Genomic DNA, 11392 nt, shown 5'->3' on the forward strand with positions numbered 1-11392 from the left:
CCGGACCATCTGGCTGAAGATCACGCCGGAGTTGCCGCGGGCGGCGAGCAGCGTCGAGCGCGCGAGCGACGCGGCATCGGCGGCCAGCGACCGCACCCCCTCGGCGGCGGCGATGCGCTCCGAACGCGCCGCGTCGAGGGCGGCATCGAGGGTGAGGTAGAGGTTGGTGCCGGTGTCACCGTCGGGGACGGGGAAGACGTTGAGCGCGTCGAGCTCGCTGCGCCGGGCCGCGAGGGCAGCCCGCGCCGTCACGGCCCACCGGCGCGCGGCGACCGCGTCGATGCGCGCCAGCCGGCTCTCGGGACCGGGCCCGACCTCGCTCATGCACACCTCCTCATCAGCCGTGAGGGTAGCGGGGCTGTGCGACGATGGGCTCCCGCCCGCCGGTGGCACGCCGAGCGTCCCACGCGGCCCGGGTGGGGCATTTTGGTCGCAGGGTCAGCCTCGGCTACTCTTGACCGGTTCCCCGGGTCGGCTCACCATCGAGCGCTGCCCTCGGGGAGCACCCGTACTTCCGATGTATCAAACGAGTTCAGGAGATCACCCGTGGCTGCCAACTGCGATGTCTGCGGCAAGGGACCGGGCTTCGGTCACAACATCTCGCACTCGCACCGCCGCACCAAGCGTCGCTGGAACCCCAACATCCAGCGCGTGAAGGCTCTGGTGGGCGCGGCCGGTGTGACCCCGAAGCGTCTCAACGTCTGCACCTCGTGCCTCAAGGCCGGCAAGGTCAAGCGCTGACCCAGCGTCCTGCCGCCTGACCCAGGCACACCGACACGAGCCGGTCCCCCAGGGGCCGGCTCTTGTCATGCCTGCGGGCCGGCTCAACCCGCGAAGTGGTCCCAGCCGCCGGCGCCCTGGGCCTGACCGTCGAGGGTGACCCCCTCGCCGGCGACGACCGCGCCGACCCGGCGCCACCCGTGCGGCAGCGGCACGTGCGCGGGGAAGCAGCCCAGCAGCGAGTGCTCCTCGCCGCCGGTGAGCACGCACTCCCACGCCGTGCCCTCCCCCACCGCACCGGCCAGCGCCGCGACGTCGGGCTGAAGCGCCTCCCGGCTCAGGTCGACCCCGACCCCACTCGCCCGGGCGACCCGGCCGGCGTCGCGCACGAGCCCGTCGCTGAGGTCGAGCATCGCGTGCACGCCGGCCTCGGCGGCCAGGGGCCCCTGCCGGTATGCCGGTCGCGGCCGGCGGTGGTAGTCCACCAGCTCCGGGGCCCGGCCGGGTTCACCACGCTCCAGCAGCCGCCAGCCCGCGTGCGAGCGTCCGAGGCTGCCGGCGACCGCGACGACGTCGCCGGGGCGTGCGCCCGAGCGCAGCACCGGCTCGCGCCCCTCGAGGTCACCCAGGGCGGTCACCGACACGACGAGCATCCCGGGCGGGGCCGACGACAGGTCTCCCCCGACGACGGGGGCGCCGGCTTCACGGGCCGCCTCGGCCAGCCCGGTGGCGAAGTCGTGCACCCAGGCCAGCGGCGTGGCCGGGTCGGCGATGAGCGTGACCAGCAGCCCGGTGGGCACCGCGCCCATCGCGGCGACGTCGGCCAGGTTCTGCGCCACCGTCTTGGCCCCCACGTCGGCGCCGGTGGACCAGTCGTCGCGCCAGTCACGGTCCCGCACCATCGCGTCGGTCGTGGCCACCACCTTCCCGTCCGGTGCGGCGACGAGCGCGGCGTCGTCGCCCGGGCCGAGCAGCACGCCGTGGCCACCGGGCAGCAGCGGGAAGATGCCCTCGAGCAGCTCGGACTCGCTCACCTGCGCCAGGGTCGGACCCTCGGAACCGTTGGGATCCTTGACCACTCGTTGCCTCCTGCTGGGACGAAACCTGCACCGGCACGGTAGCGTCTGCGATGTCCGGGCCGCGCCGGCCCCGGCACGGTTTCCTCGGGGCGCGCGTGCGCCCCGGCCAACCCTTGGAGGCATCGTGGTGGTCCAGGCCTACATCCTGATCCAGACCGAGGTGGGCAAGGCTGCCACCGTCGCCGAGGCGATCGCCGGCATCTCCGGAGTCACCCTGGCCGAGGACGTCACCGGTCCCTACGACGTCATCGCGCGCGTCGAGGCCCGCAACGTCGACGAGCTCGGCAAGCTGGTCATCGCCAAGATCCAGGACGTCGCGGGGATCACCCGCACCCTCACGTGCACGGTCGTGCACGTCTGAGCGCAGAGCAGCACCCTCGTATGGCGGCCGGTCGCGTGAGGCGACCCGGCCGCCATACGCGTTGTGCGGCAACGCTGTCCGCGCTGGTGCTCGTCCTCGTGCTGCCGGCCTGCTCCCGCGGCGTGGAGGTCACCGCGCCGCCCGAGGCCTCCTCGGCCGCCTGCCGCGCGGCCTCGGCGAAGTGGCCGGCGACGGTCGGCAACCAGAAGCCCGTCGACACCACCTCCCACTCCCCCGCCGTGCACGCCTGGGGCGACCCGGCCGTGATCGTCCGCTGCGGCGTGGCACCACCGGGACCCACGACCGACCAGTGCATCGACGTGTCCGGGGTGGACTGGGTGGCCCACCGGCTCAGCGACGGCGTGCGCTTCACGACGTACGGGCGCACCCCCGCGATCGAGGTGCTGGTGCCCTCGACCTACTCCCCCGAGCCGTTGCTGCTGCCGGCGTTCACCGCTGCGGCGCAGGCGATCCCGCAGGGCACCCACCGCTGCCGCTGAGCGACGGGCCGGCTCAGCGCAGGCCGGTGCGGCGCGACAGCGCGAGGTGGAGCAGCTCGTCGATCAGCGCCGGGTAGTCCAGGCCCGAGGCCGCCCACATGCGCGGGTACATCGAGGTCGGGGTGAAGCCGGGCAACGTGTTGATCTCGTTGATGACCACGTCGCCGCCGGACGTCCAGAAGCAGTCCACCCGGGCCAGGCCCTCGCAACCGAAGGCGTCGAAGGCCGCGGCGGCCAGGCGGCGCACCTCGTCAGAGACCTCGGCGGGGATGTCGGCCGGGCAGGCGAGCACCACGTCGGCCTCGGCGAGGTACTTGGCCTCGAAGTCGTAGAACTCGTGACCCTGGACGACCTCGATCTCGCCGACCTCGCTGGTGCGGGTCGGAGCGCCGTCGCGCCCCTCGAGCACGCCGCACTCGATCTCGCGGCCGACGATGGCGGCCTCGACGATGACCTTGGGGTCGTGCTCGCGCGCGGTCTCGATCGCGGCCTCGAGGTCCTCCTTGGCGCTGACCTTGGTGATGCCCATGCTCGAGCCGGCGCGGGCCGGCTTGACGAAGACGGGGAAGCCCAGCGAGGTCACGGCGTCGAGCGCCGCGGCCGGGTCGTGGCGCCACGCCTTGTCGGTGATCACGGTGTAGGGGCCGACCGGCAGGCCGTGACCGGCCAGGACGACCTTCATGTAGTGCTTGTCCATGCCCGCGGCCGAGGCCAGCACGCCGGAGCCGACGTAGCGGATGTCGGCGAGCTCGAGCAGGCCCTGCAGGGTGCCGTCCTCACCGAACGGGCCGTGCAGCAGCGGCAGCACCACGTCGACGTCGCCGAGCGCGCGCGGCGGCTGGCCGGGCTCGAGGACGGCCAGGCTGCGGTCGGTGGTGCTCAGGGGCACGATCACGCCGTCGGCGGCGTCGTCGACCTCGGGGGTGCGCCCCGGGGTGAGCGCGAGGCGGTCGGGGTCGTCGGCGGCCAGGACCCAGCGGCCGTCCTTGGCGATCCCGATCGGCAGGACGTCGTAGGCGTCGCGGTCGATCGCACGCAGCACGCCGGCGGCGGTCGAGCAGGAGACCGCGTGCTCGGAGGAACGGCCGCCGAAGACAATGGCGACGCGCGGCTTGCGGCGGGGCTCGGCGGACGGGGTGCTGGGGACGATGTCGGAGGCGCTCATCGAGGAGTGACCCTACCGCCCGGCATACGGCCGCCGACACACCCGACCCCGGCCCGGACCTACTGTGTGGCCGTGGACGCGACTCACCCCGACGACCTGGCCCCCGCCTCCCTTCTCGTCTCCGCCGGACGCCCGCCGCGGGTCCCCGGCGCGGGCGTCAACGCCCCGCTGGAGCTCACCTCGACCTACGTCGCCGACGGCGAGGTCAACTACGCGCGTGCCGGCAACCCGACGTGGAGCGCCTTCGAGGAGGCGCTCGGCGCCCTTGAGGGCGGCACCGCGCTCGTGTTCGCCTCCGGTATGGCGGCCGTGGCGGCCGCGCTGTCCCTGGCACCCGAGCGCGGGGTGGTCGTGGCACCGACCCACGCCTACAACGGCACGGGCTCGATCCTGGGCGACCTCGCCGACGCGGGTCGCCTGGAGGTGCGCCGGGTGGACATCAGCGACACCGCGGCGGTGGTCGCGGCGCTGGACGGGGCCGACCTCCTCTGGGTGGAGTCCCCCACCAACCCGATGCTCGAGGTCGCCGACGTCCCGGCACTCGTCGCCGCGGCGCACGAGCGGGGCGCGGTCGTGGTGTGCGACAACACCTTCGCCACGCCCCTGGTGCAGCAGCCGCTGGCCGACGGCGCGGACGTGGTGATGCACTCGGTGACCAAGTTCCTCTCCGGGCACTCCGACGTGGTCCTCGGCGCCACCGTGACGGCACCGACGGAGCGCGGGCGCGAGCTGCAGGAACGGCTGGCCCACCACCGGCTGATCCACGGCGCGATCGCCGGCCCGGTGGAGACGTGGTTGGCGCTGCGTGGGATGCGAACCATGCACCTGCGGGTGGAGCGGGCCACGGCCAACGCGGCGGTGCTCGCCGAGCGGCTCGGCGGTCACCCAGCGGTCGAACGGGTGCGCTACCCCGGGTTCGGGGCCGTCGTCTCGATCGAGGTCTGCGGTGGCACCGAGGCGGCCGAGCGGGTGTCCGCGACGGTCCGGCTGTGGACCCATGCCACGAGCCTGGGCGGCGTCGAGTCCCTCGTCGAGCGCCGCCGCCGGATCAGCACCGAGCCGCTCACCGTCCCGGAGAACCTGCTGCGCCTGTCCGTCGGGGTGGAGGACGTCGAGGACCTGTGGCGCGACCTGGACCGGGCGCTGCGCCAGGCCTGACGGGCCCTGACCCGGTCGACCGGGTGCTGTGCTCCGCTCACGGGGTCCAGCCGGGCGGCGGTGGTGCGCACAGCTGCTTCGCCCTCGCCTCGAGCGAGGCCATGGTCGTCCGGTACGCCGCGTCCCGGTGCAGGCTCCGCAGCTCGTACGGGTCCGCGGTGAGGTCGTAGAGCTCCCGCTCCCCCGTCTGGTAGAGGACGAATTTCCACCGCGGCGTCCGGACGCCGCAGTACGACGGCCCGCCCTCGTCGTTGCTGTTCAGCATCTTGTGCTCGATCAGGAAGTCCGGGCGCGACGGGGCACTGGCGCCGGCCATGGCGGGCAACAGGCTCGCGCCGTCGAAGCTGCCGTGCTGGGCGACACCGGCAGCCTCCACCACGGTGGGGGCGATGTCGATGTTGAGGGCGAGCTGGGTGCGGGTCCCGACCGCGGCTGAGCCCAGGGCGTCCCAGCGGGCGAGCAGGGGCACCCGGATGGACTCCTCGTAGGGCAGCTCCTTGACGCGCACGCGGTGCTCCCACAGCTCGTGGCCGTTGTCGGAGGTGAACAGCACCAGGGTGTTGCCCAGCGCCCCGCTCGCCCTGAGGTCGGAGAACACCTGGCCCAGGCCCCGGTCGACGCTGGCCAGCATCCGCAGCTGCTGGTCCCGCATCTTGTTCGAGTACTGCGTCGGGGTGATCGAGCACAGCGGCTTGGAGCGGATGAACGCCGGCTTGTCGCTGACGTCCTTCTCGCAGACGCTGGGCGGCATCGGGAAGGTGACACCGGCGCCGGCACTGGTGTCCAGCGGGTCGGGGCCGCCGGGCCCGTGCGGCGCCGTGTAGGCGAGGTAGAGGAACCACGGCCTGGTGTCGTTCGATGGCGCGATGAAGGTCCGCGCCTTCTGGGTGAACACCCGCGTGGAGTAGTCGTTCGGCGCGGTGCCGTAGTGGACGGCGTGGCCGTTCTCCCACAGGTCGTAGTTGTAGAAGCCCGCCCCGTCCTTGTAGGTCAGGTCCATGGGGATGGCCGTGGTGTCCCAGCCGGCCGGGGTGTAGGTCGTCGCGGCGTCGGCCGCGAACCCGTTCATGTACTTGCCGACGATGCCCGTGCGGTAGCCGGCGGCATGCATCCAGGTGGCCAGGGTGGAGCCCTCGTGCGGACGCCATGCCTTCAGCCCCCACGTCCCGCCGGTCGTCCAGACCCCGTTGTGGCCGCTGTACTGGCCGGTGAGGATGCTGGCCCGGCTCGGGCAGCACCAGGAGTTGCTGACGAACCCGTTGGTGAACTCGACGCCCGACTGCACCATCTCCCGGTACAGGTTGGGCATGACCTGGGGCGTCACGGTGCCGTCCAGCTGGTCGTCCGTCACGACCACCAGCACGTTGGGGCGGGTCGCCGCCGTCGCGACGGTCGCGGCCTGGAAGGGCGGCGACACGAGAGAGGCCAGCACCCACGTCACCACGACCAGGGCCAGGACGATCAGCCGTGCTGTCGACCTGGACCGGCGTCTCCCGCTGACCATCGCGCCACGCTCCCGCCACCTCGTGCACCGCCTGCCCCCGGACAGGATCTGATGGCACGAGCAGGAGCAGAACCTGCGATGGGACTAGGCCGACCAAGGCGGCTCCGGCTACCTGCCGCGGGCAGGCACCCGGCCGTCAGTGCTTCTCGGCCTTGAGCCGCCGGGTCATCAGGGAGCGCACGACCTCCTCGGGCGTGCGCCCGTCGTGCACGACCGCGGCGACGTTCTCGATGATCGGCACGTCGACGCCGTGGTGGCGGGCCAGGTCCAGGATCGCCTCGCAGGACTTCACGCCCTCGGCGGTCTGCTTCGTCACGGCGATGACCTCCTCGACGGTCATCCCCCTGCCGAGGTTGACCCCGAAGGTGCGGTTGCGGGACAGCGGTGACATGCAGGTCGCGATGAGGTCACCGACCCCGGCCAGGCCGGAGAAGGTCGCCGGGTCGGCGCCCAGCGCGATGCCCAGCCGCGTGGTCTCGGCCAGGCCGCGGGTGATGATCGAGGCCTTGGAGTTGTCACCCATGCCCATGCCCTCGGCCATGCCGGCCGCCAGCGCGACGACGTTCTTCACCGCGCCGCCGAGCTCGGTGCCGATGACGTCGGTGGCGGTGTAGGGCCGGAAGTAGGGCGCGGCGCAGGCGTCGGCGACCATCTCGGCGACGGCGTGGTCGATGCACGCCACCACGCTGGCCGCCGGCTGCTTGGCGGCGATCTCCGGGGAGAGGTTGGGGCCGGAGAGCACGGCGATCCGCTCCGGCTCGACCTTGCCGACCTCGGCGATGACCTCGCTCATGCGCTTGGTGGTGCCGAGCTCGACGCCCTTCATGAGCGAGACGACGGCGGCGTCACGCGGGATGAGGTCGGCCCAGTGGACGAGGTTCTCGCGCAGCTTCTGGGACGGCACCGACAGCACGACGAGGTCGGCGCCCTCGACGGCCTCGGCCGGGTCGGTGGTGGCCGAGACGTTGTCGGGCAGGACCAGGTCGGGCTGGTAGTCGCGGTTGACCCGCTCGGTGTTGATCTGGTCGACGACCTGCTGGCGCCGGGCCCACATCCGCACCGGCGTGCCCGCGTCCCCGAGCACTGCCGCGAAGGCCGTGCCCCAGCTGCCGGCGGTGAATACCGCGGCCCGTGTCATGCCTGTCCTCCTGCTCCTGCGGGCGGTTCACGTCGCGCCCGGTGGAAGTTGCCGGTCTCGGGCAGCCCGGACGCGCGCACGTCGAAACGCTGGGCCGGGGCCCGCTCGCCCCGGATCTGCTCCAGCAGCCCGGTGATCGCGTCCATGATGCGGTCGGTCGCCTCGCGCAGGGTTGCCCGGTCGAGTGGCTGACCGTACAGGTCGCTGAGGTCGACAGCAGGTCCGGCCCACACGTGCATCGTCTTGCGGGGGAAGAACCGCGGTCGCCTCCCGTAGGGCTCGAGGATCTCCTGCGGTCCCCACTGCGCCACGGGGATCACCGGGCAGTGGGTGGTCAGGGCCACGCGCGCGGCCCCGGTGCGGCCGGTCATCGGCCACAGGCCGGGGTCGCGCGTCAGCGTGCCCTCGGGGAAGATCGGCACGCACTTGCCCGCCTCGATGGCGATCACGGCGGCACGGAAGGCCTCGACGGCATGGGAGGTGCCGCGATGCACGGGGATCTGGTCCGCGGCGCGCAGCAGCCGGCCGACCAGCGGGATGCGGAAGACCCCCTCCTTGGCCAGGAAGTAGGGCGGGTGCCCGTTGTCGTAGAGGAAGTGCGCGAACGCGATCGGGTCGATGTAGGACAGGTGGTTGGGGCTGACGACGAACCCGCCTGTCTCCGGGAGGTTCTCGGCGCCGCGCCACTCGTGCCGGGTCAGCAGCATCATCGTCGGGCGCAGCAGCCCCGCGGCGAAACGGTAGGCCAGGGGCAGCCTGTTCCGAGGTCGTGTCCGCCGCACCAGTGATCCGCCCTTCCCGCGTCCGCTCGTTGCGGCCGTCGCGGCCATCTTCCCGGTCGGCGTGGGTCGGTGTCGAGGCGGCCTGCCGTGCTGAGACGATCACCATGATGAGCACGGGAGAGCAGCAGCGGTGGCGCGTCGTCGTGCCGGTCAAGGGCCAGCTGTCGGCCAAGAGCCGGCTGCACCCACCGGCGGGGCTGCGCCGCTCCGACCTGGCGCACGCGTTCGCGATCGACACCCTGACGGCGGCCCATGCCTGTACGCCGGTGGGTCGCCTCCTGGTCGTCACCTCCGACGAGCTCACCCGCGACTGGGCGCGCGAGCGCGACGTCGACGTCACCGCCGATCCGGGCTCAGGCCTCAACGACGCGGTGCGCGCGGGGCTGGAGGAGCTGGAGGCGCGCTACGCCGAGGGCCCCACGGCGGTGCTGCTGGGCGACCTGCCCACCCTGCGGTCGGAGGACCTGGCTCGGGCCCTGGCGGCCTGCTGCGAGCACGAGCGCAGCTTCGTCCCGGACGCCGACGGCACCGGGACCGTGCTGCTCGCCGCGCACGCGGCTGGGTGGCTCACCCCGCGGTTCGGCTCCGGGTCGGCGCACGCCCATGAGCGTGACCACACCCGGCTGGAGCTGGACCTGCCGCACCTGCGCTCGGACGTGGACGACGACGTGGCCCTGGCGCGCGCGGTGTCGCTGGGCGTCGGTCCGCGCACCGCGCAGGTCCTGGCCTCGCGCCGGCACTAGCCTTGGCCCCATGCAGGCCAGCGTCCACCGCTTCGACCCCGCCACCGGCGCGGGCAGCGTGCTGCTCGACGACGGCCGTGAGGTCCCCTTCGACGCCGAGGTCTTCGACGCCAGTGGGCTGCGGCACGTCCGTCCCGGGCAGCGGCTGAGCATCACGACCGACGGGGAGCGCCTGACCCGGCTGTGGATCGTCGGCATCGGCGAGGGAGAGCCCATCCGCTGAGCGCCCGGGGCCTTTCCCGCGGAAGCCCTCGCCTCGGCCCTGGCCAGCACGACGGGGCCGGCACCCGCAGGTGCCGGCCCCGTCGTGCTGGGCGGAAGTGCTCAGGCCTTCTTGGCCGGGGCCTTCCGGGCCGTGGTCTTCTTTGCCGGAGCCGCCTTGGTGGCGGTCTTCTTGGCCGCGGTCTTCGTGGCCGGAGCCGTGGTGACCTTCTTGGCGGGCGCCTTCTTGGCCGGAGCCGCCTTGGTCGCGGTCTTGGTCGCCGCCTTCTTCGCCGGAGCCGCCTTGGTCGCGGTCTTGGTGGCTGTCTTCTTCGCCGGAGCAGCCTTGGTGGTGGCCGACTTCGCCGTCTTGGCCGGAGCCGCCTTGGTCGCGGTCTTGGTGGCCGCCTTCTTGGCCGGAGCCGCCTTGGTCGCGGTCTTCCTGGCCGCCGCCTTGGTGGTGGTCGTCGCGCCGGCAGCCTTGCGGGCCACCGCCGTGCCGGCCTTGGCCGCCGTGCCCGCAGCGGCACGCGCGCCGGCCGCAGCGGTCTTGGGCAGCTGACGCGGGTCGGCCACCACCGTGCGGAACGCCGTGCCGGCCTTGAACTTCGGCACCGAGGTCTTCTTGATCTTCACGGTCTCACCGGTGCGCGGGTTGCGGCCCGTACGCGCGGCCCGTGCCGCCTTCTCGAAGGTGCCGAAGCCGGTGATGCCGACCTTCTCGCCCTTCGCGACGGCCCGGATGATGACGTCGAGCACCGCTTCGAGAGCTTCTGCCGCGGCCTTCTTGCTGCCGAGGCGCCCTTCAAGGGCGTCGATCAGTTCTCCCTTGTTCACGTCTTCCCCTCCCGAGGAAATGTGCGCCGGACCCCTTGCCCGGCGGGTCTGCGGCCGAGCCTGTGCTCGACTTGGAGACGACGTTAGGCCTCCGGGAGTGTGGAGTCCACCACAAACGGAACATCGGATTCGTTGTGTCGCAACGTGTTTGAAGGGGGTTGGAGACCGCCCCTGACCTGCACAGACCGTCCGGAGGTGCCGCGGTCACCCCGCCCCGGACACGGGTCGGCGCCCCCTGCGAGGGGGCGCCGACGGCCGTTGTTGTGTTGTGGCAGAACGGTTTTCGCGATATTGGGGCCGGCCGCTCAGCCGGCGGTCGAGGTCGCCAGCGTGCTCGGCCTGTAGGCCGGTCGGGTCGCCTCGAAGGCACTCACCTCGGCCTCGTGGCGCAGGGTGAGCCCGATGTCGTCCAGGCCCTCCAGCAGCCGCCAGCGCGTGTAGTCGTCGACCTCGAACGGCGCGACGACGTCCTTGGCGGTGATGGTGCGCGACTGCAGGTCGACGGTCACCTCCGCCCCGGGCTCGTTCTCCAGCAGCTTCCACAGCAGCTCGACGTCGTCCTGGCTCGCCTGGGCGGTGAGCAGGCCCTGCTTGCCGCTGTTGCCGCGGAAGATGTCGGCGAACCGCGAGGAGATGACGACGCGGAAGCCGTAGTTCATCAGGGCCCAGACGGCGTGCTCCCGGGAGGAACCGGTCCCGAAGTCGGGCCCGGCCACCAGGACCGACCCCGCGGCATACACGGGGTTGTTGAGGACGAAGGTCTCGTCGCGGCGCCAGGCCGCGAAGAGGCCGTCCTCGAAGCCGGTGCGGGTGACGCGCTTGAGGTACTCCGCCGGGATGATCTGGTCGGTGTCGACGTTGCTGCGGCGCAGCGGGACGCCGATGCCGGTGTGGGTGGTGAACTGCTCCATGGCGGGTCTCCTCAGGCGCTCAGGTCGGCGGGGCTGGACAGCGTGCCGCGCAGGGCGGTCGCGGCCGCGACCAGCGGGCTGACCAGGTGGGTGCGCCCGCCCTTGCCCTGCCGGCCCTCGAAGTTGCGGTTGGACGTCGAGGCGCTGCGCTCCCCTGGCGCGAGCTGGTCGGGGTTCATGCCCAGGCACATCGAGCAGCCGGCGAGGCGCCACTCGGCGCCGGCCTCGGTGAACACCGCGTCCAGGCCCTCGGCCTCGGCCTGCAGCCGGACCTTGGCCGAGCCGGGCACGAC

15 protein-coding genes are annotated in these 11392 nt (G+C 72.7%); 6 read left to right on the forward strand and 9 right to left on the reverse strand.

Annotation, left to right across the window (positions count from 1 at the left end; genetic code table 11):
• Positions 1 to 324, reverse strand: a 324-nt coding sequence (locus tag VF825_RS17840) for a DAK2 domain-containing protein (RefSeq protein WP_331115880.1), incomplete at its 3' end; no start/stop codon positions are given.
• A gap of 222 nt (positions 325 to 546) precedes the next feature.
• Here VF825_RS17840 and rpmB point away from each other — a divergent pair.
• Positions 547 to 741: a 50S ribosomal protein L28 gene (rpmB, locus tag VF825_RS17845; RefSeq protein WP_141789007.1), complete on the forward strand. Its 195-nt coding sequence runs from the start codon at positions 547 to 549 to the stop codon at positions 739 to 741.
• An 83-nt stretch (positions 742 to 824) separates the two neighbouring features.
• Here the strand turns inward: rpmB and VF825_RS17850 are convergent, their stop codons facing one another.
• Positions 825 to 1799, reverse strand: coding sequence for a thiamine-phosphate kinase (locus VF825_RS17850; protein ID WP_331115883.1), 975 nt, complete (start codon positions 1797 to 1799; stop codon positions 825 to 827).
• Between the two features lie 127 nt (positions 1800 to 1926).
• Between VF825_RS17850 and VF825_RS17855 the strand changes: the two genes are divergently transcribed.
• Both VF825_RS17855 and VF825_RS17860 read left to right on the forward strand, forming a co-directional pair.
• A complete protein-coding gene (locus VF825_RS17855) occupies positions 1927 to 2160 on the forward strand; it encodes an Lrp/AsnC family transcriptional regulator (RefSeq protein WP_141789977.1) in 234 nt (77 codons plus the stop codon).
• A gap of 86 nt (positions 2161 to 2246) precedes the next feature.
• Positions 2247 to 2660 (forward strand): DUF3515 family protein, encoded by a 414-nt coding sequence (locus tag VF825_RS17860; RefSeq protein ID WP_331115885.1) that lies wholly within the window; start codon positions 2247 to 2249, stop codon positions 2658 to 2660.
• 13 nt (positions 2661 to 2673) lie between these two features.
• Here the strand turns inward: VF825_RS17860 and VF825_RS17865 are convergent, their stop codons facing one another.
• Positions 2674 to 3825 (reverse strand): D-alanine--D-alanine ligase family protein, encoded by a 1152-nt coding sequence (locus tag VF825_RS17865; protein ID WP_331115887.1) that lies wholly within the window; start codon positions 3823 to 3825, stop codon positions 2674 to 2676.
• A 72-nt stretch (positions 3826 to 3897) separates the two neighbouring features.
• On the opposite strand from VF825_RS17865, the gene VF825_RS17870 reads away from it, so the two are divergent.
• Positions 3898 to 4983, forward strand: coding sequence for a trans-sulfuration enzyme family protein (locus VF825_RS17870; protein WP_331115889.1), 1086 nt, complete (start codon positions 3898 to 3900; stop codon positions 4981 to 4983).
• A 37-nt stretch (positions 4984 to 5020) separates the two neighbouring features.
• Here the strand turns inward: VF825_RS17870 and VF825_RS17875 are convergent, their stop codons facing one another.
• From VF825_RS17875 to VF825_RS17885, 3 genes are all read right to left on the reverse strand, one after another.
• A complete protein-coding gene (locus VF825_RS17875) occupies positions 5021 to 6487 on the reverse strand; it encodes a sulfatase (RefSeq protein WP_331115891.1) in 1467 nt (488 codons plus the stop codon).
• 136 nt (positions 6488 to 6623) lie between these two features.
• Positions 6624 to 7625 carry an NAD(P)H-dependent glycerol-3-phosphate dehydrogenase gene (locus VF825_RS17880; protein ID WP_331115893.1) on the reverse strand — a complete coding sequence of 334 codons (1002 nt, stop codon included), beginning with the start codon at positions 7623 to 7625 and terminating at the stop codon, positions 6624 to 6626.
• Positions 7622 to 8407, reverse strand: a complete 786-nt coding sequence (locus VF825_RS17885; protein ID WP_331115895.1) for a lysophospholipid acyltransferase family protein — start codon at positions 8405 to 8407, stop codon at positions 7622 to 7624. The genes VF825_RS17880 and VF825_RS17885 overlap by 4 nt, the downstream gene beginning before the upstream one ends.
• 107 nt (positions 8408 to 8514) lie before the next feature.
• Between VF825_RS17885 and cofC the strand changes: the two genes are divergently transcribed.
• Together cofC and VF825_RS17895 are read left to right on the forward strand one after the other, a co-directional pair.
• Positions 8515 to 9150 carry a 2-phospho-L-lactate guanylyltransferase gene (cofC, locus tag VF825_RS17890; RefSeq protein ID WP_331115897.1) on the forward strand — a complete coding sequence of 212 codons (636 nt, stop codon included), beginning with the start codon at positions 8515 to 8517 and terminating at the stop codon, positions 9148 to 9150.
• Positions 9151 to 9160: 10 nt separating this feature from the next.
• Positions 9161 to 9373 (forward strand): hypothetical protein, encoded by a 213-nt coding sequence (locus tag VF825_RS17895; protein WP_331115899.1) that lies wholly within the window; start codon positions 9161 to 9163, stop codon positions 9371 to 9373.
• Positions 9374 to 9474: 101 nt separating this feature from the next.
• Here the strand turns inward: VF825_RS17895 and VF825_RS17900 are convergent, their stop codons facing one another.
• The 3 genes from VF825_RS17900 to VF825_RS17910 all read right to left on the reverse strand — a co-directional run.
• Positions 9475 to 10188, reverse strand: coding sequence for an HU family DNA-binding protein (locus VF825_RS17900; protein WP_331115901.1), 714 nt, complete (start codon positions 10186 to 10188; stop codon positions 9475 to 9477).
• Positions 10189 to 10493: 305 nt separating this feature from the next.
• Positions 10494 to 11099 carry a 3-isopropylmalate dehydratase small subunit gene (gene leuD / locus VF825_RS17905; RefSeq protein ID WP_331115903.1) on the reverse strand — a complete coding sequence of 202 codons (606 nt, stop codon included), beginning with the start codon at positions 11097 to 11099 and terminating at the stop codon, positions 10494 to 10496.
• Positions 11100 to 11110: 11 nt separating this feature from the next.
• A partial coding sequence (locus VF825_RS17910) for an aconitase family protein (RefSeq protein ID WP_331115905.1) occupies positions 11111 to 11392 on the reverse strand: 282 nt, incomplete at its 5' end.

The organism is Oryzihumus sp. (genome assembly GCF_036391795.1).
In the GTDB taxonomy this organism is placed as follows: Bacteria; Actinomycetota; Actinomycetes; order Actinomycetales; family Dermatophilaceae; genus Oryzihumus.